Source organism: Nocardia aurea (assembly GCF_003123685.1).
Lineage (GTDB): Bacteria > Actinomycetota > Actinomycetes > Mycobacteriales > Mycobacteriaceae > Nocardia > Nocardia aurea.
Genome location: NZ_QCYJ01000029.1, coordinates 22,846 through 49,244, shown reverse-complemented (window position 1 = coordinate 49,244; position 26,399 = coordinate 22,846). Strand labels below are relative to the sequence as shown.

The 26,399-nt window shown below is 65.9% G+C and carries 28 protein-coding genes and 2 pseudogenes; 13 read left to right on the top strand and 17 right to left on the bottom strand.

Annotated elements, in window-relative coordinates; genetic code table 11:
- Positions 1-110: 110 nt before the first annotated feature.
- Positions 111-1,079: a GlxA family transcriptional regulator gene (locus tag DAT37_RS10755; protein ID WP_109524618.1), complete on the bottom strand. Its 969-nt coding sequence runs from the start codon at positions 1,077-1,079 to the stop codon at positions 111-113.
- Positions 1,080-1,208: 129 nt separating this feature from the next.
- Between DAT37_RS10755 and DAT37_RS10750 the strand changes: the two genes are divergently transcribed.
- Positions 1,209-1,910, top strand: coding sequence for an NAD(P)-dependent oxidoreductase (locus DAT37_RS10750; RefSeq protein WP_109524617.1), 702 nt, complete (start codon positions 1,209-1,211; stop codon positions 1,908-1,910).
- A gap of 367 nt (positions 1,911-2,277) precedes the next feature.
- Here DAT37_RS10750 and DAT37_RS10745 read toward each other — a convergent pair whose 3' ends face one another.
- Together DAT37_RS10745 and DAT37_RS10740 are read right to left on the bottom strand one after the other, a co-directional pair.
- On the bottom strand, positions 2,278-2,691 hold the full coding sequence (locus tag DAT37_RS10745) for a GlcG/HbpS family heme-binding protein (protein WP_109524616.1): 414 nt from the start codon (positions 2,689-2,691) through the stop codon (positions 2,278-2,280).
- Between the two features lie 82 nt (positions 2,692-2,773).
- Positions 2,774-3,913 carry a glutathione-independent formaldehyde dehydrogenase gene (locus DAT37_RS10740; RefSeq protein WP_109524615.1) on the bottom strand — a complete coding sequence of 380 codons (1,140 nt, stop codon included), beginning with the start codon at positions 3,911-3,913 and terminating at the stop codon, positions 2,774-2,776.
- Between the two features lie 363 nt (positions 3,914-4,276).
- Between DAT37_RS10740 and DAT37_RS10735 the strand changes: the two genes are divergently transcribed.
- The gene (locus tag DAT37_RS10735) at positions 4,277-4,573 is read left to right on the top strand and encodes a putative quinol monooxygenase (protein ID WP_109524614.1); all 297 of its coding nucleotides are present in this window, start codon (positions 4,277-4,279) and stop codon (positions 4,571-4,573) included.
- Between the two features lie 71 nt (positions 4,574-4,644).
- Here the strand turns inward: DAT37_RS10735 and DAT37_RS43995 are convergent, their stop codons facing one another.
- The 12 genes from DAT37_RS43995 to DAT37_RS10680 all read right to left on the bottom strand — a co-directional run bounded on the left by DAT37_RS43995 (position 4,645) and on the right by DAT37_RS10680 (position 17,227).
- On the bottom strand, positions 4,645-4,815 hold the full coding sequence (locus DAT37_RS43995) for a hypothetical protein (RefSeq protein ID WP_157978398.1): 171 nt from the start codon (positions 4,813-4,815) through the stop codon (positions 4,645-4,647).
- A gap of 115 nt (positions 4,816-4,930) precedes the next feature.
- On the bottom strand, positions 4,931-6,604 hold the full coding sequence (locus DAT37_RS10730) for a PucR family transcriptional regulator (RefSeq protein ID WP_109524613.1): 1,674 nt from the start codon (positions 6,602-6,604) through the stop codon (positions 4,931-4,933).
- 210 nt (positions 6,605-6,814) lie between these two features.
- Positions 6,815-7,255, bottom strand: a complete 441-nt coding sequence (locus DAT37_RS10725) for a DUF1931 family protein (protein ID WP_198654183.1) — start codon at positions 7,253-7,255, stop codon at positions 6,815-6,817.
- Positions 7,256-7,269: 14 nt separating this feature from the next.
- Entirely contained in the window at positions 7,270-8,919 is a 1,650-nt protein-coding gene (locus tag DAT37_RS10720; RefSeq protein WP_109524611.1) for an FAD-dependent oxidoreductase, read from the bottom strand.
- The gene (locus DAT37_RS10715) at positions 8,919-9,185 is read right to left on the bottom strand and encodes a UBP-type zinc finger domain-containing protein (protein ID WP_109524610.1); all 267 of its coding nucleotides are present in this window, start codon (positions 9,183-9,185) and stop codon (positions 8,919-8,921) included. The genes DAT37_RS10720 and DAT37_RS10715 overlap by 1 nt, the downstream gene beginning before the upstream one ends.
- Positions 9,182-9,631, bottom strand: a complete 450-nt coding sequence (locus DAT37_RS10710; RefSeq protein ID WP_109524609.1) for a thioredoxin family protein — start codon at positions 9,629-9,631, stop codon at positions 9,182-9,184. The genes DAT37_RS10715 and DAT37_RS10710 overlap by 4 nt, the downstream gene beginning before the upstream one ends.
- Positions 9,632-9,645: 14 nt before the next feature.
- Positions 9,646-12,276 carry an ATP-dependent chaperone ClpB gene (gene clpB / locus DAT37_RS10705; RefSeq protein ID WP_109524608.1) on the bottom strand — a complete coding sequence of 877 codons (2,631 nt, stop codon included), beginning with the start codon at positions 12,274-12,276 and terminating at the stop codon, positions 9,646-9,648.
- Positions 12,258-12,578, bottom strand: a complete 321-nt coding sequence (locus tag DAT37_RS10700) for a chaperone modulator CbpM (protein ID WP_109524607.1) — start codon at positions 12,576-12,578, stop codon at positions 12,258-12,260. The genes clpB and DAT37_RS10700 overlap by 19 nt, the downstream gene beginning before the upstream one ends.
- The gene (locus DAT37_RS10695) at positions 12,575-13,495 is read right to left on the bottom strand and encodes a DnaJ C-terminal domain-containing protein (RefSeq protein WP_109524606.1); all 921 of its coding nucleotides are present in this window, start codon (positions 13,493-13,495) and stop codon (positions 12,575-12,577) included. Before DAT37_RS10695 ends, DAT37_RS10700 begins: the two co-directional genes overlap by 4 nt.
- 6 nt (positions 13,496-13,501) lie before the next feature.
- The gene (locus tag DAT37_RS10690) at positions 13,502-13,996 is read right to left on the bottom strand and encodes a nucleotide exchange factor GrpE (RefSeq protein ID WP_109524605.1); all 495 of its coding nucleotides are present in this window, start codon (positions 13,994-13,996) and stop codon (positions 13,502-13,504) included.
- Between the two features lie 11 nt (positions 13,997-14,007).
- Entirely contained in the window at positions 14,008-15,900 is a 1,893-nt protein-coding gene (gene dnaK, locus DAT37_RS10685) for a molecular chaperone DnaK (protein ID WP_109524604.1), read from the bottom strand.
- A 241-nt stretch (positions 15,901-16,141) separates the two neighbouring features.
- On the bottom strand, positions 16,142-17,227 hold the full coding sequence (locus DAT37_RS10680; protein ID WP_109524603.1) for a hypothetical protein: 1,086 nt from the start codon (positions 17,225-17,227) through the stop codon (positions 16,142-16,144).
- 539 nt (positions 17,228-17,766) lie between these two features.
- Here DAT37_RS10680 and DAT37_RS46020 point away from each other — a divergent pair.
- Positions 17,767-18,003 (top strand): annotated as a pseudogene (locus tag DAT37_RS46020) (ANTAR domain-containing protein); the annotation flags it as partial.
- A gap of 459 nt (positions 18,004-18,462) precedes the next feature.
- Here DAT37_RS46020 and DAT37_RS10670 read toward each other — a convergent pair.
- Positions 18,463-18,717, bottom strand: coding sequence for an IPT/TIG domain-containing protein (locus DAT37_RS10670; RefSeq protein WP_198654182.1), 255 nt, complete (start codon positions 18,715-18,717; stop codon positions 18,463-18,465).
- A gap of 409 nt (positions 18,718-19,126) precedes the next feature.
- On the opposite strand from DAT37_RS10670, the gene DAT37_RS10665 reads away from it, so the two are divergent.
- The 9 genes and pseudogenes from DAT37_RS10665 to DAT37_RS10630 all read left to right on the top strand — a co-directional run bounded on the left by DAT37_RS10665 (position 19,127) and on the right by DAT37_RS10630 (position 24,921).
- Positions 19,127-19,516 carry a hypothetical protein gene (locus DAT37_RS10665; RefSeq protein ID WP_232839666.1) on the top strand — a complete coding sequence of 130 codons (390 nt, stop codon included), beginning with the start codon at positions 19,127-19,129 and terminating at the stop codon, positions 19,514-19,516.
- A gap of 466 nt (positions 19,517-19,982) precedes the next feature.
- A complete protein-coding gene (locus DAT37_RS10660; protein ID WP_109524599.1) occupies positions 19,983-20,558 on the top strand; it encodes a hypothetical protein in 576 nt (191 codons plus the stop codon).
- A 537-nt stretch (positions 20,559-21,095) separates the two neighbouring features.
- Entirely contained in the window at positions 21,096-21,797 is a 702-nt protein-coding gene (locus DAT37_RS45355) for a phosphate signaling complex PhoU family protein (protein ID WP_232839665.1), read from the top strand.
- A complete protein-coding gene (locus DAT37_RS46015) occupies positions 21,686-22,090 on the top strand; it encodes an ANTAR domain-containing protein (RefSeq protein ID WP_269814745.1) in 405 nt (134 codons plus the stop codon). Before DAT37_RS45355 ends, DAT37_RS46015 begins: the two co-directional genes overlap by 112 nt.
- A gap of 740 nt (positions 22,091-22,830) precedes the next feature.
- Positions 22,831-23,175: a hypothetical protein gene (locus DAT37_RS10645; RefSeq protein ID WP_157978396.1), complete on the top strand. Its 345-nt coding sequence runs from the start codon at positions 22,831-22,833 to the stop codon at positions 23,173-23,175.
- 82 nt (positions 23,176-23,257) lie between these two features.
- On the top strand, positions 23,258-23,701 hold the full coding sequence (locus tag DAT37_RS10640; protein WP_109524595.1) for a response regulator: 444 nt from the start codon (positions 23,258-23,260) through the stop codon (positions 23,699-23,701).
- Entirely contained in the window at positions 23,658-24,248 is a 591-nt protein-coding gene (locus DAT37_RS10635) for a MerR family DNA-binding protein (protein WP_232839663.1), read from the top strand. The genes DAT37_RS10640 and DAT37_RS10635 overlap by 44 nt, the downstream gene beginning before the upstream one ends.
- Positions 24,238-24,552 carry a hypothetical protein gene (locus tag DAT37_RS43990; RefSeq protein ID WP_157978395.1) on the top strand — a complete coding sequence of 105 codons (315 nt, stop codon included), beginning with the start codon at positions 24,238-24,240 and terminating at the stop codon, positions 24,550-24,552. The genes DAT37_RS10635 and DAT37_RS43990 overlap by 11 nt, the downstream gene beginning before the upstream one ends.
- Before the next feature lie 10 nt (positions 24,553-24,562).
- Positions 24,563-24,921, top strand: a pseudogene (locus DAT37_RS10630) (YnfA family protein).
- Here DAT37_RS10630 and DAT37_RS10625 read toward each other — a convergent pair.
- Positions 24,845-25,579: an NAD(P)-dependent oxidoreductase gene (locus DAT37_RS10625; RefSeq protein WP_232839662.1), complete on the bottom strand. Its 735-nt coding sequence runs from the start codon at positions 25,577-25,579 to the stop codon at positions 24,845-24,847. The pseudogene DAT37_RS10630 and the gene DAT37_RS10625 overlap by 77 nt on opposite strands.
- A 110-nt stretch (positions 25,580-25,689) precedes the next feature.
- Between DAT37_RS10625 and DAT37_RS10620 the strand changes: the two genes are divergently transcribed.
- Positions 25,690-26,382: a TetR/AcrR family transcriptional regulator gene (locus DAT37_RS10620; RefSeq protein ID WP_109524594.1), complete on the top strand. Its 693-nt coding sequence runs from the start codon at positions 25,690-25,692 to the stop codon at positions 26,380-26,382.
- The last annotated feature ends 17 nt before the right edge of the window (positions 26,383-26,399 follow it).

The window sequence follows — 26,399 nt, the reverse complement described above, 5'->3', positions numbered from 1 at the left end:
CCACGGTTTCTGACTCGACTCGCAGCGATAAGTGGCAGTGATTTCGCCCCGCCCGCGCGGGCCGGGACAGGGACAGCGCACTCGATCGACCCGGCGACGTGATCGCTCGCTCAGCGCACCTCGGGCAATTGTCCGGTTCGGTTCTGGGTGAACGCTGCCCGGTATGCGCTGGGTGTCAGCCCAGTTCGCCGCGAAATGTGTTGGCGTAGTGAGTCTGTGGTAGCCAGGCCACTGAGGCGGGCGACTCGGTCCATCGGCAGGTCGGTGGTCTCGAGCAGTTCGCGTGCCCGGATGACGCGTTGATGCAGTAGCCATTGCAGCGGACTGTGCCCGGTCTCGGCGTGGAACCGGCGAGTCAGCGTCCGGACGCTGGTCCGGGCATGGTCTGCGAGGGAGGTGCGGGTGAGTGGTTCGTGCAGTCGGGCGAGTGCCCAGGCGCGGGTCGCCGCCAGCGAGGTCCCGGTCTCCGGTGGTAGCGGCGCCTCGATGAACTGCGCCTGGCCGCCGGGCCGCACGGGTGCGGCCACCATCAGCCGGGCCACCGCATTGGCGACCGCGGCGCCGTAGTCGCTGCGCACCAGATGCAGGCACAGATCGATACCGGCGGACAGTCCGGCGGAGGTCAGCACATTGCCGTCCTCGACGAACAGCACCCCGGGCCGCAACTCGACTGCGGGGAACCGGCGCGCGAACTCCTCGGACCGTGCCCAGTAGGTGGTCGCACGACGTCCGTCGAGCAGCCCGGCGGCGGCGAGCACGAACGCACCGGTACAGATCGACGCGATCCGGGTGCCCGCGCCCGCGCGCCGAGTCAGCACCTCGAGTACCCGCGCGTCGATGTCATCGCGGGCACCGGTGCCGGTGACGATGATCGTGTCGGCATCCTCGGCGGCCGCCAGTCCCTGTATGACGCGGACCTCCAGCCCTCCGTTCACGGTCACCGGTCCGGGACGTGGCGTACATATGCGCACGTCGTAGCCGTGGTGGTCGTCGATCACCGTTGCGCCGAGCACCAACTCCGGAATCGACAGATCGAAGGTCGTGGCCGGTGGAACGGCGATGACGGTCACTCGATGCATGGCCTGAACCTCCGGATATCTGGCATTCGGGCCACTATCCTACGGACCCGCCGAGGCACAAGGTGGACAGACGGGTCGACGCCCATGGCGCCCGGCCCGAAATCCGACCACTTACCAGCGAGGACAACCATGTTCATCGGCATCATCGGGGCCACCGGCAATATCGGGCGCACGGTCGTCACCGAGGCACTCTCGCGCGGCCACCAGGTCACGGCATTCACCCGCGACCTCACCCGCGCCACCACCACCCATCCCCGCCTCACCTGGGCCGAACTCGACGTCTTCGACTCCGCGGCCGTCGCGGCGCAACTGCCCGGGCTGGACGTGCTCGTGTCCGGCTATCAACCCGGCAGTGCGGCAAGAGATTTCGCGGACACCGTCGCCAAGTCGATCGCGGACCCCGGCACTCACGTCACCGTCGCACATTCGCTGCTGCAAGCCCTGCACACCCACCCGCGTACTCGGCTGATCGTGATCGGAGGCGCCGGAAGCCTGGAATTCGAACCGGGACGAGTCCTGGCCGACCACGACGACCGACTGCACCCGCTACTCGAAAGCATCGGCCTGCCCAAGGAATACGCGGCCGCGGTACGCGGCGCCCGCGACGGGCTCGATGTACTGCGCACCTCCGACCGGCTCTGGACCTACCTCAGCCCCGCCGAACAGATCGGACCCGGCCAACGCACCGGCCGCTACCGTCTGGGCACCGACCAGCCCGTGGTCGACGCCGACGGCCGCAGCCGGATCTCCTACGACGACGCCGCCGTCGCACTCCTCGACGAAATCGAAATCCCGCGTTTCATCCAACGCCGCTTCACCATCGGCTACTGAACCAGCAGCGAAAAGACGCCGAGCCGACATACCGGAGACCGGTGACGTGCCTGGACTGGCCTCGATTCACTCTTCCGGCACCAGGTTTCGAGATTGCCAGAACGAGGCGACATCTCGATGTCAGTTGCCGGTGATCGATTCGACTGCGTCGGACGATCATGTGCCCGACCATCCGAAACCGCCACCACTGGACAACTCACCCGCGTGAGATGTCTACGTCCGGTTGGCAGGTGGTGGGTTCGTCTATACCGCGTTCGCAGAACTCGCGGCACTGCGCTACTTCGCGCTCAACGGCACCGACCACCGCAGCCACGACGACAAGACGCCGCGATCGATACCTACATCCGATGTCGACATGGTTCACTGGTCACATCGCCGCCGCGGCCGCCTCGGCGACGGTCTTGTCCTGGTCTCCGGTGCCACCGCTGACGCCGACCGCACCGACAACCTGGCCGCTGCGCCGCAGCGGCACACCACCGGCGAAGATCATGATGCGCCCACCGTTGGAGGCGTGTATGCCGTAGAACTGCCCGCCCGGACCCGCGTCGGCCGCGAGGTTCTCGGTCGAGATGTCCAGCGCCCGCGCGGTGAACGCCTTGTTGATCGAGATGTCGATGCTGGCGATCCAGGCGCCGTCCATCCGCACGTGGGCCACGAGGTTGCCGCCGGCATCGACCACTGCAATGTTCGACGGCGACTCGATCTCGTCGGCTTTGGCCTGTCCGGCGGCGATCACCCGCTGCGCATCGTCGAGGGACACCGAGGTCTGGTTCACTGTCATGACCCGCTTCCTTGGGGTGTCGCGATCCGCTTGCCCTGCAGTGTCGTTGCCATAGTTGTGCTCCTCTCGGGTCCAGGACGCCTCACGGATGCATGACGACCTTGGTCCAACCGTCGTCCCGGGCATCGAAATGCTGATACCCGGACTCGGCCTCGGCCAGCGGGAGCTCGTGCGAGACGATCCAGGACGGTGTGGCCCGGCCCTCGTGGATCAGGTCGCGCAGTTGCCGGTTGTAGTGCTTGACGTTGGCCTGTCCGGTACCGACCTTCTGCCCCTTGAACCAGAACTTGCCCATGTCGAAGGCGATCTTGCCGTGGCGTTCGAGTTCGTCGGGGCCGTTCAGGTCTTGGGGCAGGAAGATTCCGACCACGCCGATGTGGCCGGTGAAGCGCACCGAGTCGACGAGCCGGTTCATCGTCATCGCCGCGTCTTCATGACCTTGCGGGTCGTGTGCCTGGTACCCGACACACTCGCAACCCTTGTCGGCGCCGTGCCCGTTGGTCTGATCGAGGACCTGCTCGACCGGGTCGGCGGTGGAGTCATCGATGGGTATGGCCCCGATCTGCTCGGCGAGCCGCAGCCGGTCGGGGTGACGGTCGACGATCATCACCTTGCTCGCACCCTGGATCATCGCCGAGTACGCCGCCATCAGACCGACCGGCCCGGCCCCGTAGATAACCATCGAATCGCCGGGCTGCATGTCGGCCAGGCGGGTGCAGTGCCATCCGGTGGGAAAGATGTCGGAGAGCATCACGTAGTCGGTTTCCTTGTCCTGCGCATCCTCGGGCAACCGCAGACAGTTGAAGTCGCCGAACGGCACCCGCAGATACTCCGCCTGTCCGCCCCAGAACGGTCCCATCCCGGCGAAACCGAATGCGGCGCCGGCCATCTTCGGATCCGGGTGCACTGTCAGGCAGAACGCGGTCAGACCTTCCTCGCAGTTTCGGCAGAAACCGCAGCCGATGTTGAACGGCAGGCACACCCGATCCCCGGCCGAGACCTTGACCACCGCATTGCCCACTTCTGCGACGATCCCCAGATTTTCGTGACCGAGGACCATCCCGGGCTCCAGATCGGTGCGGCCCTCGTACATGTGCAGATCCGATCCGCAAATGTTGGTGCTGGTGATCTTTACCAGCACGTCGGTCGGGTGCTCGATCCTCGCATCGGGCACATCCTTCACATGGACCTCACGTGGCCCGTCGTACACAAGCGCTTTCATCTCGAGACTCCCTCACATGCGGCGTTTCCGGTTGATGCCCGGCCCGGTAGCCACGGGCGGCTACATGCGAGCGACCGGCCGAATGAATCGTGCTCCTGGGGGCAGACGACACAACAGCACACGGAACCGACAACTACACCAAAATGTTGGCACACCACCATGTTTCGTATCACGGCCGATGCGCAGTAGGTGCATTCCTTCCAGGCGTCGCATTCCCTCCGCCATGAAGTCTCCTCTCATAGCTCCACGATCGCTAGGGGTTGAGATTGGTTTGTTGATTCCGAGGGCTCAGTCGTCTCCTTCCCTTCATAGGTCAATGGTGTGATGCTGAACATGTCCACCACCTCGAACAGGAGATCCGACATGGCCACCAAGGCGCTGCTGGTCCGACTCGAAGCCAAACCCGGCAAAGAAGACGCGGTCGAGGAATTCCTCCGATCGGCGTTACCACTCGTCGAGCAGGAGCCCGGTACGAAGCCCTGGTTCGCGGTACGGTTCGGCCCCTCGACGTTCGGCATCATCGACGCTTTCCCAGATCAGGCCGCTCGTGAAACACATCTCGATGGGCCGGTCGGCAAGGCCCTCGGCGAACGCGCCGACGAGCTCTTCGCTACCCCGCCCGAAATCAGCGAGCTCGACGTGCTCGCCAATAAGCTCTGAAAAATCGGCGATCTCGTTGACTCGCAACACTTCTATTAGCTTGCACAGAGGATTCCGAAACCTGCATCAGCTCAGCGATCGACCCGGCCGGTTGATGCTGCGCCGACGACCGCCACCACTACCGCCCGCCGCATCCGGACCGGCGCCTTGCTGCACCGGGCGATCTGCGCCAGCTTGCGGCCTTTCTGCGAGATTACCGCTCTGACAAATACATCCGGTTTTCGAGCCACCGGCACCAGCACCGTCAGGCAGCATCACCGGTCATTGATCAACCCGCCCACCCGGGCAGTTTCCACATCGAACCTTCCTGGACACGACACTGGTCGTCACCCCGGGTATGGGCCCGGGGTCGCTTCGTCACGGCTGCGGGACGACGGAGAGGAATTGCCAGGCGCGCGTCGCCGCTTGCAGATTGAAGCGGATATTCATGTCTCGTAGGTCGAAGCCGGTGAGTTCGCGGATGCGGCCGAGTCGATAGCGCAGGGTGCTGCGATGAATGTGTAGTACGGCGGCGGATTCGTCGTAGTTGCCGCCACATTCGAGATACTGGGCCAGGGTGTACACGAGGTCGGAGTGTCGGTTGTGGTCGTAATCCATTAAGGCACCGAGCCATTCGTGCACGAAATTCTCGACCTGGCCCTCGGCATGTGCCGCGTCGACCAGGCGGTAGAAGCCGAGTTCGTCGAATGCCGTCGCGCCGTCCGGGGTTCGCGACCGCCGTCGGAGGTGGACGGCTCGGCGCGCATCGGCGAAGGATCGAGCGAATTCGCTGGGTTGCTCACATCGGCCGCTGATGCCGACGGCTACCGGCATGGCGTCGACATCTTCGCGGAGCGTGTGATGGAACCGCACCGGATCCGGTCGGCGGTCGGTGATCATCACGATCATGCCGCCGTGGCGGCCCTGGATGGCTTGCAGACTCAAAGCCGACGCGACGCGGCTCACGGCCTCGCCGATCGCGTCGGCGCGACCCGCGCTGTGAACCAAGACGACGTAGTGTGGTCCGCGCAGATCGTGTCCCAAGGCTTCTGCGCGGGCGTAGGCGCTGTCGTTGTCGGTGCCGGAGGCGAGATCATCGACGAGATCGCGGCGTAGCCGCAGCTCGATCTCTGCGAGATTGCGTTGGTGTGCGAGTTCGAGGGCGAGCATGGTGCTGCCATACACCAGCGCGAACAGCTGAGCCTCGGCGACTCGATCGTCCGTGTCGATCAGTGCGAGCGTGCCGAGAACCTCGGCGCGTGGCTTCACCAGCATGATCACCCGACCGCGCACCCGCAGCGGCGCATTGTGGGTCGCGAGCCGGCGCAGGAGTCGATCACGCTGCTCCGGCGTCGCTTTGGGATAGGGATCCGGTCGGCCCGGTCCGGACCAGGCTCGCAGATTACCGAAGGGGTCCTCGACCGCGACGGGCAGATCGGTCAGCTGCGCGACCGCGTCGGCGATACCCTGTTCGCCCTGTCCGTAGGCGGCGGCTCCCGAGAGCACTTCGAGCACTCGTGTCTGCCGTTCGAGGCGCGACACCGTGGCGACCAAGTGCTCGTTGATCTCGGTGAGTTCGGTCGCGTGGGTAGAGCTGCGTTCGTGGGTATTCGCATTCGCCAGCGCCGCACCGGTGACCTGAGCCAGCACTTCCAACAGGGTTATCTCATCCGGCCGCGGCGCGCGGTCGGAGCCGACGATGAGCGAACCGACCGCTCCGGACAGGCTCCCCAGGGCGAACGCCCAGCCCCATTTCTCGTCGGCCAGTTTCACGCTGCCCTCGCCGTCCTGGGCGCTGACCTGCTCGTCCAAGCCAGGCTGCGCGGGTCGGGCCCGCGGGTACTGCTGGTATTCGCCATCCACCCGGCGATAGCTCGCCAGCATGCGACACGAGCCGAGAGACGGGACTGCCGCACCTGCCGTACGAAGTATCTCCACTACTTCGTGCTCGCTCGACAGCGTCACCGAAAGCGCGCACAGCCCGCGCAGTGATGTCAGTTGGGCATGTGCCAACCCACCGACAATGAGATAACTAGACAATTGCTGATTCATGAGGAGTCTGGCCCGTCCGCGGTCGGACCCGACGTTGCGGCGGCCCCTGCCACGCCCACCCTTGAAACCTCGGCCGATCAACCGTAGCGCGCACCGATCCACTTCGAATGAAAAATCCAGGTAGGTATTGATTCTGCGGGCGTTGGTTATTGAGATTACACCCGTCCACCGGGCGCTGGCGGCTCCGGACGAATATGCACTATTACTGCGTCAAAGTATCAGATGAAATATCTCGAATACCTTTGACCATTCGGCGGTTCCCGGATGTTCTGCCCTGGGGGCGATCGCTGCGAAAGTCTGCGCGAGCGCCACGCTCAGGCCACCGGCGATCAGCGGCAGCCGGTGCTCGGTCTCCTGCGCGATCGCCAGGTCCAGCGGCGGACGTGCGGTGAGTTGATCGAGCAGTGGTTGCAGCTCGATCTTCTCATCCAGCTTCTCGAACAGGTGGATGCTGTGCTGCAGCCCCGCGGTGATCGGCAGATCCCACGGTTCGATCACGTCACGCCCGTTCGCCTTCGCCGATGCCTTGGCAACGACGAACAGGTTATAGATCTTGTCGTCGATGAACTCGGTGTATCGCTCGAGATCATTGCGGTGCACGTGCAGCCCGGCTGCGGTGCGGAAGAAATGTTGAAATTTGACAACGCCCATTACCGGCATTTCGGTCAGCTCCGTTCGAGGTATTCGTGAATGTGGCGTACCGCCATCGCGCCTTCACCGACGGCGGACGCGACTCGTTTGACCGAGCCGCTACGGACATCGCCCACCGCGAAGACGCCGGGTTTGCTTGTTTCCAGCGGTAGCGGACGGCGCCCGGAATCGCGCTGATCCTCGGCCGGGTATACCGCGTCCGACCCGGTGCGGACGAACCCGTGCGAATCGAGTGCCACGGAGTCCGCCAACCACGTGGTGCACGGCCTCGCTCCGATGAAAACGAACAGGGCGCGCACCGCGAGCGTCTCCCGCTGCGCGGTGTGATTGTTCTCGACCACGATTGCGTCGAGCTCGTCGCCCCCTGCTACTTCGCGTACCTCGGTGTTGTGGTGCACCGTCACGCGCGGGTGCTGCTCGATCCGTTCGACCAGATACCGGGACATGCTCTTGCCGAGATCGCCACCTCGGATGAGTAGGTGCACGTGCTCGACGCGGCCGGCGAGAAACACCGTTGCCTGCCCGGCGGAATTGCCGCCGCCGACGATCGCCACCGGACCTGTGCCACACATCGACGCCTCCTGATGGGTCGCGGCGTAGTACACGCCGGTGCCTTCGAAGCGCTCGAGCCCGGTCACGGCGAGTCTGCGATAGCGAGCGCCGGTGGCCAGGACAACGGTGCGGCCGAGTAACGCGCCACCGCTGGCCAACCGCAACAGGTGGTGTCCATCCTCGGCTGCCAAGCCGACGACTTCCGCGGACACCAGCAACCGAGCACCGAACTTCCCGGCCTGGATGACCGCCCGCTCGGCCAGCTCGGTGCCGGAGATACCGGCGGGAAAACCCAGGTAGTTCTCGATGCACGAGGAGGTGCCTGCCTGCCCACCTGCCGCGATCGCCTCCAGCACCGAGGTGGCGAGCCCGTCCGAAGCGCCGTACACCGAGGCGGCCAGACCGGCCGGGCCTGAACCCACCACGATGAGATCGCAGACTTCGCGCAGTGTGTCCGGTACCAGGAGGCCCACGAGGCGCCCCAACTCGGCATTGGTCGGATTGCGCAGCACGCGCCGGCCACGCCAGATGACGACCGGAGTGTCCTCGACGGCGACACCGAGGTCACGCAGGGTTCGTTCGGCCCGGCTGTCACGCTCGAGGTCGATCCAGTCGTGCGGCAGTCGGTTCCGAACGGCGAACTCGCGAAGCCGCCGGGTGTCGGGTGAGTAGCAGGAACCGATGATTCGGAACCCGGAGACCATATCGAGCAGCAGGCAGCGGCGGATCAGATACGCGCGCAGAATGAGGTCGCTGAGCATCGGATCGTGTTCGACCAGTGCGCGTATCCGCCGGACCGGGACGACCAGCACCTCGCCGTCCTCGATCATCTGCGCGGTGTAGAACGCGACCTGCCCTTCCAGCAGGCCCAGCTCGCCGAGGAATCGGCCGGGCCCATGGATACGCAGCACCCGCTGTTCTCCCGCATCGTCGTCGACGATGGCGACGGCGCCGGACACGATCACGAAGAACTCATCGCTGGGCGCGCCCGCGCGAACCAGTGTCTCACCGGCGCGCACCGCTCGCCGTGTGCCGCCGACGGCGAGCGTCGCCACCTGCGCGTCCGACAATCGCGGAAACGCTCCGACATCGTCGGGGGTTTCGACGTTCATCAGACGAAGTTCTGGTGGACGTAGCACCAGCGCCAATTCTCGCCGGGTTCCATCGATGCGACGATGGGGTGGCCGGCCCCGGCGGCGTGCGCTCGCGCGTGCCGCATCGGGGACGAGTCGCAGCAGCCGACATGCCCGCAGGTCAGGCACAGCCGCAGGTGCAGCCACGGAGTGCCGAGCCGAAGACACTCTTCGCAGCCCTGCGGGGTCCGCGGTGTCACCGGCCGGATCGCCGCGAGGTGGGGATCGGCATCGATCGAAGTCATGCGCTCACGTCCTTTTCCGCTCGATCGGACAGGTTCTGGTCCAGCCATCTCCGCAACTCCGGCACCGGAGCGGCGCCGGCCTGCCGGGCCAGCACCTCGCCGTGGTCGAGGACGAGCAAGGTCGGCACCGCTCGCACGACGAACCGCTCGGCGGTGCGTGGTGCGGCATCGACGTCGACCTTGACCAGTTTCAGTCGGCCGGCGCGTTCGGTCGCGAGTTGTTCGAGCGCTGGGCTGACCAGCAGACAGGGCCTGCACCAGGTCGCCCAGAGGTCGACTAGGACCGGCACCGAGGATTCGGTCACCTCGGCGAAGTCGTCGTCGCCTGCCGCCACGATCCATGGCAGCGGTTGGTGGCAGTTGCCGCATCGCGGCGTGCCCGCCGCCGCGGCCGGAACTCGGTTGTATTTCCCGCAGTGAGGGCATTCGATCTTCGCGGTTTCCATGGTCGTACCTCGTTTCATGCCGCGACCGCGGGCTCGGTGTACGCGACGGTGAGATCGTCACCGGTCACGGTGACAGTGACGGTGCCGCCCTGACCGATATCGCCGCGCACGAGCGCCCGGCCGATCTTCGTCTCGACTTCGTGTGCGATGTAGCGGCGCAACGGCCGCGCACCGTAGACCGGATCGAATCCGTGTCGGGCGATGAGCCTGCGTGCCTCCGCGGTGATGTCGAGCCCGATCTGCCGTTCGGCCAGGCGGTGCCGGAGTTCTTCGAGTTGCAGCAGGACGATGTGCTCGATCTGGGGCAGCGTGAGCGGGGTGAACAGCACGATGTCGTCGACGCGGTTGAGGAACTCGGGGCGGAAGTGTCCCCGCAGCTCGGCGAGCACCCGATCCCGTGCGTCGGGTTTGATCTCGCCGTCGGCGGTGACACCGTCGAGGAGATGGTGGGAGCCGATATTCGAGGTCATGATGACCACGGTGTTACGGAAATCCACTTGTCTGCCTTGTGAATCGGTGATCCGGCCGTCATCGAGCACCTGCAGTAGCGTATTGAACACGTCGGCGTGCGCTTTCTCGATTTCGTCGAACAACACCACCGAATACGGCTTGCGGCGCACCGCCTCGGTAAGCTGCCCACCCTCGTCATAACCGACGTAGCCGGGTGGCGCGCCGATCAACCGGCTCACCGTGTGCCGCTCCTGGTACTCGCTCATGTCCAAGCGCACCATATTGTCTTCGCTGTCGAAAAGCGTTGCGGCCAAAGTCTTCGCGAGTTCGGTCTTGCCGACGCCGGTGGGTCCGAGGAAGATGAAAGACCCGATCGGCCTGCGTGGATCGCGGATTCCCGAGCGGGCCCGGATCACCGCGTCCGCGACGAGTTGGACCGCCTCTTCCTGCCCGATCACTCGCTCGTGCAGGATTTCATCGAGCCGTAGCAGCTTCTCCCGCTCGCCTTCCTGTAGCCGCGCTACCGGGATCCCGGTCCAGGCGGCGACGATCTCAGCGATCTCGTCCTCGGTGACAACCTCGCGTAGCAGCGGTTGCTGCCCCTGCTTGGTGCGCAATTGTTCCTCTGCCGCTCGCAGATTGCGTTCCAGCTCGGTGATCTCGCCATAACGCAACTCGGCGGCGCGGTTGAGGTCGTAATTGCGTTCGGCCTCTTCGGCTTCGAGGCGCAGCTGCTCGAGTTTTCCACGCAATTCCTGCACCCGCCGGATCGCCTGCCGTTCGGCCTCCCACTGGGCGTGGCGTGAATCGGCCTCGGCCCGCAGATCGGCAAGTTCCTTGCGGAGCTCCTCGAGACGAGTGATGCTCGCCGCGTCGGTCTCCTTGGACAGTGCCGCCTCTTCGATCTCCAGCCTTGTCACCTTCCTGGTGAGTTCATCGAGTTCGGCCGGCATCGAGTCGATTTCGGTGCGCAGGCGAGCACATGCCTCATCGACGAGGTCGATGGCTTTGTCCGGTAGGAAGCGGTCGGTGATGTAGCGATGCGACAGGGCCACCGCGGCGACCAGCGCGCCGTCCTGGATCTTCACGCCGTGGAAGACCTCGAGGCGCTCGCGCAGGCCGCGCAGGATCGACACCGCGTCCTCCATGTTGGGCTCGTCCACCAGCACAGTCTGAAATCGGCGTTCCAGTGCCGCGTCGGCTTCGATGTGCTTGCGGTACTCATCCAGGGTGGTGGCGCCGATCATGTGCAGCTCACCGCGGGCTAGCATGGGCTTGAGCATGTTGCCCGCGTCGAGGGAACCGTCACCGCCGACCGATCCCGCGCCGACCACGGTATGCAGCTCGTCGACGAAGAGCAGGATGCGGCCCTCGGCGGCCTTCACCTCCGACAACACCGCTTGCAGCCGCTCCTCGAACTCGCCGCGGTACTTCGCCCCCGCCACGAGCGACCCCATATCGAGGGAGAAGATCGTCTTCTCGCGCAGGCCTTCTGGCACATCGCCGCGGACGATGCGCTGAGCCAGGCCCTCCACGATCGCGGTCTTGCCGACGCCGGGATCACCGATCAATACTGGATTGTTCTTGGTCTTCCTGCTCAAAATCTGTGTCACCCTGCGGATCTCGGCGTCTCGACCGATGACCGGGTCCAGCTTGCCCGCGCGGGCCTCGGCCACGAGGTCGCGGCCGTACTTCTCCAGTGCCTCGTAGGCGCCCTCCGGGGTCGCCGAGGTCACCCGCTGATTGCCGCGCACCGTGGTGAGCGCCTGCAGGAACGACTCCCTGGTGATGCCCTGCCCCGCGAGGATCCGTCCCGCGGCAGTGCCCGATCCCTCTTCTGCCAGCGCCATGATCAGATGCTCCACCGACACATAGGAGTCCTTGAGCCGCTTGGCTTCACGCTCGGCCGATTCGAGCAGCGCGGCCAATCGCCGGGTGACCATCACCTGACCGGGTGCGGCGCCGGGACCGCTCACCTTGGGGCGGCGCGACAGCTCGCGATTCAGCTCGGCCCGCAACGCGTCGAGATCCGCGCCCGCGTGGTCGAGCAGCCGGGGCACCAGCCCGTCCTGCTGGTCGATCAAGGCGAGCAGCAGATGCTCCCCGTCGACCTCGCTGTGTCCCGATCGCGTGGCCGCGTTCTGCGCTTCGCTCAACGCTTCCCGGGACTTTTCGGTCAACGTGCTGGTGTCCATCGTGGCGTCCTCCTTCGGGGATCGGCTTCGAGTTCTTCGATTCGGTCCAGCAGATCGAGCACCAATCCGATGGCCGCGTAGTTCAATCCGAGCCCGGACCGCAAGCGCTGGATTCGGGCGACAACAGCCACCGCGGACGGTTCGAAGCGCAGTTCTCCGGTGACATCGCGAACGCCGTCGAGCAGCCCGAGCGCGACCAATCTGCGCACCATGTTCGGATGCAGACCGCAGCGCCGGGAGAACTCGTCGAGCCGCAGCCCCGCTCGCCGCACGATCACGTATCCGGGTGTGGGCGCACTCATCGCTCTCTCCTCGGATCGAAGGCCGACGCGGCAGCCAACTGCTCGAACAGCTCACGTTCCCGCGCCGTCGGTTTCACCGGCACCATGACCTTGACCTCGGCATACAGATCGCCGTCGGCGCCGCGGGGATTGGGCATGCCCGCACCACGCAATCGCAGCTTGCGCCCGGTCGAGGATCCCGGTGTCACTTTGACTTTCGCCTCACCACTCGGGGTCGGGACCGCGACAGTGGCCCCGAGCACCGCCTCCCACGGGGACACGGGCAGATCGAGGTAGATGTCGCGGCCGACCAACCGGAAGCGCGGATGCGGTTCGATACGCACGACCAGGTAGAGATCTCCGGCAGGCGCGTCGCCACTGCCCCTGCCGCCCTGACCGGACAACCGGATCCGCTGCCCGTCGATGACCCCGGCCGGGATGTCGACGTCGTAGCTGCGCTCGCCGAGCCGTAGCTTGCGTTTGCCGCCGCGGTAGGCCTCCTCGACGGTCAGCTCCAGGACAGCCTCCTGATCGGCGCCGGGAATCGGTCCGTATCCGCCCCCGCGACCACCGAAGATATCGCCGAATATGTCACCGAAGTCGACGTCACCGTTGAAACCGCGACCGACGTGCACACGGGCCCCGCGCCCGAAGCCACCCCCGACTCCACCGAAACCACCGCCGCTCGCCCCGACCCGTTCGTCGTAGTCCTGCGGCACCCGCCGGAAGTCCGCCCCGAAGCGGTCGTAGCGACCTTTCGTCTCCGGGTCGGAGAGGACCTCGTAGGCCTCGCTGACCTCTTTGAACCGATCTTCCGCCGCCGGATCGGCATTCACATCCGGGTGATATCGCCGCGCCAGCTTGCGATACGCCTGCTGGATCTGGTCCTTGTCGGCATCGCGGGAAACCCCTAGGACCTCGTAGTAGTCACGCGCCACCGACGCTCACCCCTCGGCTCTGGTAACGATCACGGCCGCCGGACGTAGCTGGTCTCCGTTCTCGCCGTAGCCGGGGCGCAGCACCTCGACCACGGTCCCCGGCGGGAGATCGGGCCGGTCGACCACACCGGTCACCTCGTGCATTTGCGGGGAGAACGGGACTCCCACCTTCGAATGTCTCGGGTAGCCGAGCTGTTCGAGCACCTGCACCGCCTGGTCCCGGATCGCGCGCACTCCCGCGACGAATGGGTCGGTCTCGCTGTTCGTGTGCGCCAGAGCCAGTTCCAAGTTGTCCAGCATCGGTAGCCAGGCTCTGGCCACCTTCGCTCGTTCGGCCATGCGCTCTCGATCGAGATCTCTGGCGTAGCGTTTGCGTAGATTGTCCAGATCGGCCGCGGTGCGCCGCCAACGGTCTTCCCACTGGGCGAGCCGGACATCGGGTTCCTCGACCGCGTCCGGGTCGGGGGTGTCGGGGATCGACTGGTCTGCGGAGGTTTCCATCGGGAGCCTCCTCAGCTCCGGTCGAACTCGGCGTCGATCACGTCGTCGTCACCGGGCGAGCCGGTCGCTGCACCCGCGCCCGCGTAGCTGGACGGTCCCTCGCCGCCGCCGGATTGCGTGGGCTGCAACCCGTACAGCAATTGCTGCAGTTCCGAGGTCAGCGACTGCACCCGGTCCAGCGGCGCTTCTTCTTTGACGGCCTGTCTGGCGTCGGCGATCAGCATCTCGGCACGTGCCCGCTCATGCGGCGGCGCGCTGTCCCCCAGCTCGCCCAGCCGCCGTTCCACCTGGTACGCGGCCGAATCCAACGCGTTGCGGGCGTCAACGGCTTTGCGTAGTTGCTCGTCTTCGCGGCGGTGTCGCTCGGCCTCGGCGAGCATCCGATCGACCTCGCTCTGGTCGAGATTGGACTGCTCGCTGATCGTGATGCTCTGCTCTTTGCCGGTGTCCTTGTCGCGAGCGGTGACATTGAGGATGCCGTTGGCGTCGATGTCGAAGGTGACCTCGACCTGCGCTTGGCCGCGTGGCGCCGGCCGGATGTCCTCGAGCCGGAACCGGCCGAGCACCCGGTTGTCGGCGGCACGCTCGCGTTCGCCTTGGAGCACAACCACATCGACCGCGGGCTGGTTGTCCTCCGCGGTGGAGAACACCTCGCTGCGCCGGGCCGGGATGGTGGTGTTGCGTTCGATGATCTTCGTCATCACCCCGCCCTGGGTCTCCACGCCCAGCGACAGCGGCGTGACATCCAGCAGCAGCACGTCGGAGACCTCGCCCTTGAGCACGCCCGCCTGAACCGCCGCACCGAGCGCGACCACCTCGTCCGGGTTCACGCTCATGTTCGGGTCCTTGCCGCCGGTCAACCGGCGTACCAACGCCTGCACCGCCGGGATACGGGTGGAACCACCGACCAGGATCACCTCGTCGATGTCATTGGCGGTCACCTTGGCATCGGTCATGGCCTGCTCGACGGGGCCGAGGCAGCGCTGCACCAGATCCGCCGTCAAGTCCTCGAACTTCGAGCGCATGAGCGTGGTGGTGAGATGCTTGGGTCCGTTCGCGTCGGCGGTGACGAAGGGCAGATTCACCTGTGTCTGTGACACCGAGGACAATTCGACCTTGGCCTTTTCCGCTGCCTCGAAAAGTCGTTGCAGCGCTTGCGGATCGGCACGCAGGTCGATGTGCTCGTCATGCTGGAATTCGTCGGCGAGATGGTCGACGATGCGCCGGTCGAAGTCGTCACCGCCCAAATGCGAATCACCCGCGGTGGAGCGGACCTCCACGACGCCGTCACCGACATCGAGCAGGCTCACATCGAAAGTACCGCCACCGAGGTCGAACACAAGCACCGTTTCGTGGGTCTGCTTGTCCAGTCCGTACGCCAAAGCGGCGGCCGTCGGCTCGTTGATGATGCGCAGGACGTCGAGTCCCGCGATCCGGCCCGCGTCCTTGGTGGCGTTGCGCTGCGCGTCGTTGAAGTAGGCGGGCACGGTGACCACCGCTTCTTTGACCCGCTCCCCCAGATACTTGCTCGCGTCATCGACCAGCTTGCGCAACACCAGCGCGCTGATCTCCTCGGGTGCGTACATCTTGCCCCGCACATCGAATCGGGCAACACCGCCCTCGCCCTCGACGACGTCGAAGCTCACCGCCTTGGCTTCCGCGGAAATTTCATCGAAGTGACGCCCGATGAATCGCTTCGCCGAATAGATCGTGCCCTTCGGATTCAGGATCGCCTGCCTGCGCGCGAGCTGACCGACAAGTCGCTCACCGCTCTCGGTGAAGGCGACCACCGATGGCGTGGTGCGTGCGCCCTCGGCATTGGCGATCACCACCGGCTCCCCACCCTGCCAGCTCGCGATGACAGAGTTCGTAGTTCCCAGATCGATTCCTACAGCAGTGGCCATATCAATTCCTTCGGATCGGCGCGACCGCCCCGGCCGCCGGATACTCGACACCGCCAATCCTGCCGACCGCCGCACAGCCACAACACGGCCCGACAAGGCGAAAAGACGCTCGCCTATTGGTCCTGCCAGGACAAGACGGTCCGCTACCGATCACGAAGACAATCGCCGAAGGCATCTGCGAACCGCCGAGAACGGATTCGGCGATCAACGACGGGCACGCGCGCCGCACCCGCCCTCCCCATCACGCATGGTCAGAGCCATTCCGTTGTTCGTCGATGCGCTGGCGCTGGCGGGCCCCGTAGGCCGCCTCCTTGACCGCTGTGTCGTCCTCGAGACCGGACCCGAGGGCTCCACCGATGGTCGCGATAGACGCCAGCAACCAAGCAAGGGTGAGGTAATCGGAGAAGTTCACCCCGTGCCCCAGGACGGGGGACAGCAGTTCCGGAGAAAGAGTCAGCCACGCGGTGAACAGCAGCAGGCAGAACAGGGCCACATGCAGGACGCCGACGCCGAGGACCAGAGTGATCACGGTCGCCAGGTTGTACAGCACCGATCGATCGCGTGCGGCTGCCGACCGGGGCCGCTCCCAGAGTTCGTGGTCGAGGATCAGCCACAGAACCATCGCGACGAGAGACAGGACCGTCGCAGCGCTCATACGCCATGGGCCCATCGTGTCGGCGAACATCCAGATCGTGTCGGTGGCCAGTGCGATCGCTCCGGTGGCGAAAGCACCGACGAGTACCTTCGACAGTCCGGTGACCAGTCGCCACGGCCGGTTGGCCCGTACCATCCCCGACAACAGGCGCAATCGCCGCAGTCCCGGCGGTGTGAAGTACCGGACACCGCTCGCGATCTGCACAGACGGAAACCGTCGCGCCGCCCGGGCAGGCGTGAGTTCCGGGTCACCGAGCATGTGAATGATCGCGAGTTCGGTGACAGTGCGGACGCGTCGTTCGATCGCGATGCCGCCCACCCCGGGCACGGAGATAAGCGCGAATCGGTGGTCGGCACTGACATCGGCCACCACCGGCAGCGTGTCCTCACGGCGCGGCAGATCTGTGAGGTACACAACCAGGTCCTCGGATTCCGCGGACGGATCGACCGTCTCGATCACCTCGGCGAAATCAGCTCCCTCGGCGAGAAGATAGGGCTCGAGGCGCACGCACATCGACCACTGGCGCTCAGGCCCGCCACGGCTTCGCAGCCGTTCCGGCAGGCGCTCCGCGAGGCTTTCCGCCACCGCAGCAGGCTTGCCCGGATCCGCGATCAACAACACCGAGACCCGCTCACCAGCCGCATCGGCCCTCCAGCGCCCGTTCGCGTCCACCGCCCTCGAATACCCTCGCGAGCCGGGCACAAACTCCAAGCAGCAAGAGCGAACGACGCAAGCAACTGCTCCGAGTGGCACTTGGGTCATGCGGTCACCCGCAGAAAGGGGAGGTCACGCTCCAACGGACCGAGTCCGGTCCGCCGTCCAGCCGCGCGAGATCACAGCCACTATGCGCATCGCGGCTGACCGAATTTCCGCGTGACTTCGTCGTCGGTTCGATCCGACCCAGGTCGATCGCGTAGGGCCGAGGGCATGCAGGTCCGGGTTGGTCGCACCACCCCGACGACCGTGCCGCGGTCGCCGACGCACTCGCGGCCGCGGTACGGGATCACGGGGCATTCGGCAGCCACCACCGCGTCATCGACACACCGCCGGAGTCCACCACGAGGTGATGGTGGTGGGCGACGGAATGTTCGACGCGACCGGGACCGTGGTCGGCACGCAAGGCTATTTCATCGACCTGACCACCAGCATCGCCAGCTACCGACGAGAATCGCTCGACGAGTCGCTGCCCGACATGATCCGCCAACCGCGCGGACATCGAGCAGGCCAAAGGGATTCTGGTCCTGGCCTACGGGCTCAGCCCCGAGCAGGCCTTCGCGACGCTGCGGTGGCGATCCCAGGAGACCAACGTCAAACTACGGGTCTTGGCGCGGCGCCTGGTCGCCGCGGCCAGAGCACTGCGCGGAGGACCCCCGCAGCAACGACTACGGATGGACCACATCCTGCTGAGCCTGCACGAATATCTGGATCCGCCCGAAGTCCAAACCTGACCGCAGGGGTAAAGAGTTTGCCCGGCCCCCAGGTCAGTGGCTGATCGACTCGTCACCAGGGATACCGCGCGGATCCCCCGAATGCCTTGCCTGCCAGCCCCCCGAGAGCCTGCACGGCCCGCCGGTCAGGTGCGTGGTGGTAGTCGAACGGTGTTCTGGTCGAGGGTGGAGAACCTAACGCAGCAGACGCGCATCGGGCGAAATTTTCCCCTGCATCGGATAGGTCAGGTTGGACTCCAAGAACCTGCACAATCAACGAACGCTCCGACTACGTGCCACAGCAGACCCGGTACTGACCTTGTCGATATCGCGGCATGAGCCGCGGGTCAGTTTGCCTGCAAAGAGGACGCCGTGCGGCTGATTTCGAACATCGGCAGGCGGCCTCATCCCTTGCGGCCCGCAACGCGATGGGCCGTCGGCAGACGATTCACCCACCGACAGCCCATGCCACACCTGTGGTCAGACGTAGGTGAAGGGCAGTGCGTTGCTGGTGCCGTTCAGCTCGATCTTGACGGTGACGTCCACGGTGCCTGTCCCTGTCGGGGAGATGGCCGTGATCTGGGTGTCGGAGTCGATGGTGAACGTGGTCGCCGTCGTACCGAAGCGCACGGTCAAGGGACCGACATTGGCGAACCCGGAGCCGGTGATCACCACCGTGCTGAAAGTCGTCGCCGGTCCGGTGTTTGGTGTGAGGGTGGTGAGAACTGCTGCCATGGTTCGACTCCCAGTCGAAATAGTGTGAAAAGGCTTGCCTTGCAACGAATGTCGATCTTGTGGTGACATCCGTCACATTCAGTAGGCCTCCGGTGGCAGCGCTTCGTCAAGCGATCCGGAGCCCGTTTTCGGTACGGTTTCGTCACGGTTTCGACCCGGTGATTCGCGGCGTATTCGCGGGGATTCACACGCGAGCACGCAAGCGGGTCGAGTATCGGTTGCAGCGATGGCCGGAGACCCCGAACACCTACTCGGGACCGTCACGCTCGGCCGACCCCTGAACCCCGGTGGGCCGGTCGCTGTGGCGACACTCCGATACCGGGCCAACGCCGCACCGACCCTGTTGGGTGAGGTAAACATGCAGCTAGTCGGCTATTTCCCGAATCCGGCAGGAAGCAGGACGGTGATAATGGGATCGGTGGCGGCGACGCTGAGCCGGGAAGTGCTGGATGCCTGCGGTGATCTGAAATCCGGGCAGCGGCACCGGTATCTGCTGTTGCGTCTGAGCGGCGAGGGGCGGATCGAGGTCGAAAGCAGCGGTATCGGCAACGATCACGGGCAGTTGCTCCAAGAATTGCCGCAGACCCGCTGCCGGTGGGTGCTCTACGACTTCACCGACACCCCACGCGGCGGTCTGGCGTTGATCACGTGGCTGCCTGAGCAGGCCACCATCAAAGAACGCCTGCTCTACACCGCGGCGACTCGCCTACTACGGGCGGAGTTGCCCGGTATCGACCTCACCATCGAGGTCGAGGATCGCACCGAATTGTCTTACGCAACCCTGTTCACCACCACCTGAAGCGAACGCCCTGGCCTGTTTCGACACACCCGCATCACCGCTGCTGCCCGATACCGGGGCTCGGCGTCGGGAACTCTGTCGGCGCCACGGTGGGGATCTGCGTCGGAATCTGCTGTGGCACAGGGCAGGGAGCCCGAGCACCCGCCCGAGGTGCACAGATCGGCCCTACCTCGGGCGGGCCCGCCCGAGGCTCCCGCCCGAGGGTTTGACCAGCCCTGCCAATCAGCGTCACGACGAAATCCTCAGCGTCTGTCCTCTTGGGCGCAACCAGGCCGGAAACGATTGCGCCCAAAACGTTTCTCATCCGCCACGGGCGCGAGTCCGAATCACCTACGGGTACAGCCCCGCCCGCACACGGAGAGATGCGGGGGGGTTGTGCCTTGTCAGGGCGGTGAAAGGGCGGGCCGTTGAGAACCGGCTGGGCGTCATGCCCCTGCGGCCCGCCTCGGCACAGGGAACAGGTGGCATGGGATATCCGCAGTTCGACCCCACCACAGAACGCACCCTGCCCGCAGGCGTGGATGTGGCTCTGGTCGTGGCCGAAGGCGATGATCACGGCTTGTACGCGGTGTGGAACACCTTCCACCACACCCACTTCCTGCGCGAAACCCTCACCCGGCTCGACCACGGCGAACTCGACCGCGGCTACGGATTCGACTCCGCCACCGCCCGCGACACCCTGCGCGAGAACCTGGCCCGCCACGCCCAGGTCACCGAAATCCAAGCCCTGGAGGCCAACCGCCGCTTGACCGAAGGCCTCACCGGGCAACGGGGCTTCGTCGTCGACTGCGCCCGCCAGGCCGGGCACACCTGGAAGGCCATCGGCGCAGCGCTCGGCATCAGTGGCCAGGACGCCTTGGACTGGTACACCCGCAATATCGACCACACCACCGAACCGCTCGGACGCCGCACCGACCCTGTTCACGCCGCGGACCGTGCCTGGCCACGCAAGCTCGGCGCCGGGGGTCGGCCGCGCAGGATCGTGCCCGTGACACGCCGCGTCGACGCGGCGATCTCCACTTCGCAGGGTGAGGGCCGGTAGTGTCGCGGGTCGTCACGGCCGGTGTTCGGGCAATGGGACCGGTCGTGGCATCCACACCGCGGTAACCGTGTGCCTGCCCGGGATATCGGTCCCCTCCACATTCCGGGCGGGTACACGGTCAGGGCTCGGTATGGGAAGGTGAGCGATGCGTGCCCCGTTGCACGCCGAGCTCGACCGGCTCGCGGCAGGGTTGCAGGTCTCGCGGCAGGGTTGCAGGTGATGTGTCGCCGTGATCGTGCCGCGATCGCCGCTGCCACCCATGCTCTGGTCGATGCCGACATCGACGCCGCCGAACACGCCCTGGATCTGTGTCGCGAGATCGAGGACAGCCGGCGGCCAGTGAAACCTCCGCGGTGTCGCTGGTGGCCTTGCAGGCACCGGTCGCGGGCGAGTTGCGCCAAGTCGTGGTCGCGGTCGCGGTCCAACTGGTCGGGGACCTGGTCCGCAGGGCCGCCCTGGCCGGTCATATCGCCGAGATCGCCCGCCTGTCACCCCGAACACGCTGTCCTGGAACCGGTTCGGGTGATCGTGGCGAAGATGGGTGCGGCGGGGATCGCGATGGCCACCACCACCGCGCAGATCCTCGGTTCACGCGATCCGGTCGCCGCCGCCGGCCTGGAGCGACGAGACGATCTGATGGACGAACTCCTGGCCACGACCGCGGCCCCGGACTGGCCCGGCACAGTCGCGGCCGCGGCCGATGCGACCCTGCTGGGCCGCTACTACGAACGCTTCGCCGATCACACCGTCCACGCGCGGTCTGCGTACCGTGTTCGTCGCCACCGGCCGATATCCCACCGGCACCACCACGCACCCCGAAGAGTGAACCGGTCACAACAGGCCCTTGTCCGCGAATCGCCGCACCGACCGATCCTGCGGGCGCTCCAAGCCCGGGACGCGGTGAAATGCGTGGTGGGCACCGAGCGGGACGTTATCCGGCAACTGAGTTGCACGGTCGAGCTGAGCTGGCCACCGAGTCGGGCCTGCTGGTGGCGTGCCCGTCACCGCGGGACTGGGTTCCAGGTCGCGGCCGCGCTCGACGAACTCGCCCTGCGGGTCAAGATCGACCCACTGGTGCGGTTGATGATGCGGTTCGACACCGCCCGCATCCACTACAGCTTGCACGTGTGGACACCCGAAGCGATGATCCAACACCGCAGCGAAACCATCGACCTCGCCGACTTCACCACCGTGCTCGCAGGCCACGCCCACGACATCCGCACCTACCAAAGGCAGTAACCCGATCGCGCCGTCGCTCCGCCGATCGCCGCGAGACTCTCGACGAACAACTGCCCGAGATCGTGGCCGCCCGCGAGGTCATCGACGTCGCCAAGGGCGTCCTGATGGTCGTCTACGGCATCAACACCGAACAGGCCTTCCAAGTGCTGCGGTGGCGATCCCAGGAAACCAACACCAAACTGCGGACCCTGGCCGAGAAACTCATCGCCGGACTGGCCAGCTTCGGCGGCGCCGACACCCACACCCGCACACGCCTGGACCACCTCCTACTCACCGCCCACGAAACCCCCTGAACGGCCACCGCGCGAGCCGCCCGATGCTGTCGCAGAATCGGGCGGTTCCAGCGGGTCGGACGGTGTCGACCCGACCCCGGTGACCGTGACTGTCTGGCACCGATCAACGCTGACTGCTGTAGCGAAAATGCTTTGACCAGCGATTAAGTCTGTGCCCGGGGGTTCGTGATCCCGGAAGGAGGTGAGACCCATGGGTTCCTTCGGACTCGATTTCGGGGTCGACTTCGGCCTGTTCCTGAAGTGGCTGGCGGTGACGTTCGGACTGGGCTTCGGCCTCAGTTGACCACCACCCCGACAGACCTTCTCGGTCCACCACCAAACAGGAGGCAGCCTCTTCCGCGAGGCGCCCAGCTGGTCTCGTGCAGCGCAGGAGCGGGCGAATAACTACCGCCGCCCACCGACGTTCCGATTGAGCTGCCGGCTGTGGTGACGTTGGTTTCGGTGATCTGTCAGGGCAATCTCGCCGCGTTCGCGCGGCAGGCAGGTTCAAGGACCCGCCCGGATCCGGGCCGCGGTGCTCCGGGCGGTCCCCTGCATCCACACAGGTCACAGCCAGGTGCGCCGGGGAACCGAGCCAACTGTGACCAGGTCAGACCCTAAACTGCCGGGCCGGCGACGCCGGGGATCGCGCTGTCGACCGGATGTGTCGCAGCGAGCCACCGGGGGTGAGCGATTCGACATCGTTCCGTTAGCGCTCGGAGCTGTTCGGTCGGGACCGGTGCCGACCAGAATCGTGGGCAATGGTCATACCGGGAGCGGGTTCGGCTCAGCGGTTGGACTGCCGGGTGGAACTCACCTGGCCCTACGGTCGCGGCCGTTGGTGGGACACCTACCTGTTGGGCACCCGCAGCCAGCTCGGCGCCGCGCTCGACGAGCTGGCGGTACGCATCGGTGCGGACCCGTTGACCCACAGCATGGCGACGGCGGATCCGCAGGTCCCGATCGCCTACGAGCTGGCCGTCTCCGAGCGCGGGGGCCTACTGCTGCGGTTCAGCCTGCGCCCGCCGTTGCTGGAGCTGCCCGAGCAGCTGCGCACCCACGCGGCCGAGGTCAGGACAGCCCACCGCCTCCCCCTTCGGCCGTAGCCCGATCCCACGTTCCCGGCGGACGCGTGTGCCCGAAACATCGGCGGCCCATACTGGCCACAACGCAAAACATGGGAGCAGCGTGCGCACACTCGGACGGCCTATCGACATCCTGATCGTGGAAGACGATCCCGGTGACGAGCTGATGACCATCGAAGCCCTCGAAGAGAACCGCGTCGGCAACACCCTGCACGTGGCCCGCGACGGCGAGGAAGCCCTGGACTTCCTCTACCGCACCGGCGACCACCTCCGGGCGCCGCGCCCGGGGCTGGTCCTGCTCGATCTCAACCTGCCCAAATACAGCGGGCGCCACATCCTCGAACGCATCAAAGCCGATCCGGACCTGTGCGATATCCCCGTGGTCGTGCTCACCACCTCCTCGTCCGAGGACGACATTCTGAGCAGCTACCAAGGCCACGCCAACGCCTACGTCACCAAACCGGTCGACCTGAGCGAGTTCCTCGACGCGATCAAGAAGATCGATGACTTCTTCGTCCAGATCGTCGCACTGCCCAACCACCCCTGACGCACTCGCGCAGGAGCTTCGTCGGCGACATCGGTATACAGCCTCATCCGGACAACTTCGATGCGCCCCAGCGGCCTTCCGCGCTGGCGCACCGGCCTGTCAGGAATCCTCGGCAGTACCTCGGCCGCGGCCGAGGTACTGCCACGACGGGTGGGTGCCGTGGCCTGCTGGCCGACCCGGACCGCTCCCTGGGCGAGCACCGGCTGGATCCGGAGCAGGCGGTGACGGCGCTGCGGGTGATCAAGGCCGCCCAACAAGGCTCGGGTTCACCCTCGACGAGGTCACCGAGCTGCTGGAGGCCACCCGCTACGGGCACCGGCGTACCGATGCCGGGTTACAGGCCCGCGCTGCCACGGAACTCGCCGAAATCGATACCAAACTCGCCGAACTCACTGCCGTGCGCGACACCCTGCTCGCAGCGTTGGCCGCAGGCTGCGACGACCTGCTCGCATACAGCGAAAGTCCCTGCTGGCCAATCCCATTCAACCACAACGACCCCACCGATGCGAAGAACACGAGCGAAGCGGGAGGTCGTTGTGGATGCTGACCGAACCGGTACCGGCCGTCGCTGGTGGGCCGCGCCGATCGGGCTCGGCGCGGCACTGTGCGTGGCCTGTTGTATAGCCCCGATCCTGATCGCCGCCGGAGTCCTGGGTGGCGGCGCGCTACTGGTCGGGCTGTCGTGGCTGGAACCTCTCGGGTTCCTGCTTCTCGGAGTCGGGCTGGTCGGGCTGATCTGGTCAGGCACCCGCACCGGGCGCAGCACTTGCTGTGGCGGGGACGACAACGCTACGACGGGGTGTGGGAGCGCGGGATGTGGTTGCACGGCCTCGGTGGATTCGTCACCGTAGGCTGCCGACCGTGACTGTCGTCCGTTCTGTGTTGTTGTTCGTGCTGGCTGCGGTCGCCGAGATCGGCGGTGCGTAGATGGTCTGGCAGGAGTCCGCGAGCACCGCGGCTGGGCCTGGATCGGAGCCGGGGCGATCGCGATCGCGATCGCGATCGAAGTGTACGGGCTCGTCGCCACCTTGCAACCCGATGCCGATTTCGGTCGCATCCTCGCCGCGTACGGCGGGGTGTTCGTCGCCGGATCACTGCTGTGGGGCATCGCCCTGGAAGGCTTCCGCCCCGACCGCTACGACCTCACCGACGCGCTGTTGTGCCTGGCCGGGGTTTGTCCGCGACGGGACCGGCGACGATGGCGGGTGCTCGACCGATGAGGGAGTCGTCGGTCAGGGCCGCGACCATGAACAGGGCGAAGTCGACGCGGCGGGTCAGGTTCGATGCCAGGTCCGGGTCGCCGACATGGTCACGCCAGATCGGAAGTCCTTGGCTCGGGCCTTCTTCCAGGTCACTGCCGCGTACCACGGTCCAGCGGGTGTCACTGGCGAAGATGAGATCGCACGCGCGTACCTGGTCGTTCAGGTCGGCGACGCGAGCGATCCTGGCGAGCGCTCCGAACACGGCGACGAACGCGCGGAGTTTGCGGGTGTAGCGATCTTGTCCGTCGAGGGTGATGTGCCATCCGCACGAGAACACCAGCCGAGCGTCTCGGCGGGCGTGGTCGAGTACCGCTCGGGCGGTTCCCGAGGAATAGTCGCGCATTCCCCACGGGACGAGCACGGTCAGTACGCCGTCGCAGCCTTCGACCGCGTCGGCGATCACGGCGGGGTCGTCGGTCTGGCCGGGCACGATTTTGATCCGGTCGGCGAATCGGTCGAGTTTGGCGACACTGCGTTCCCGGCAGACGCCCACGACTTCGTAGCCGCGGGTGAGGGCGTGTTCGATCATGTACTGACCGAGTTTCCCCGAGGCTCCGACGATGCAGACCCGCATCGATCGGGTGTTTTCGCTGTGAGTGTTCTGGTCGGCTGTCATAGCTCCCACTTCCCCGATCTCCCTTACGTCATAAGGGAGCCTTACGAGATAAGGTAGACTTACAAGGTAAGGTCGTCAAGACGTGGCGTTCGGAGGTTACGAAGGGGCACATGACGGAAGAATCGAATGGCGGTGTCGGACAGAGGATTCCGCTGAGCAGGCAGCGGGTGGTGCTGACCGCGGTCGCGGTCGCCGACGAGATGGGAGTCGAGGCCTTGACCATGCGCAAGGTCGCCGATCGCCTTGGAGTCGAGGCGATGTCGCTCTACCACCATGTCAGCGGTAAGTCCGCGATGCTGGACGGCATGGTGGACGCGGTCTTCGCCGAGATCGACCCGCCCGAACCGAACGCGAGCTGGCGAGAGGGGCTGCGACAACGCGCGGAGTCGGTGCGCGCCGCGCTGCTACGGCATCCATGGGCCGTCGGGTTGGTGGAATCGCGAGCCCACCCCGGCCCCGCCACATTGCGCCACCACGATTCGGCGATCGGCGTCCTACGCGAGGCCGGGTTCTCCATACCCATGACCGCTCACGCAGTATCGGTCCTCGACAGCTACATCTACGGCTTCGTCCTGCAAGAGATCAATCTGCCGTTCAACGACTCCACGGATATCGAAACAGTCGCCACCGACATCCGGAACGCGATGCCCGTCGACGAATACCCGCACCTGTCCGCCTTCATCGCCGAACACGCACTCCAACCCGGATACGCCTACGCCGACGAATTCACCTACGGACTCGACCTGATCCTCGACGGCCTCACCACCCGGATGACCAGGCCACCGAACTCCGCGGGACGATAGGACACTGCCATAGTCCC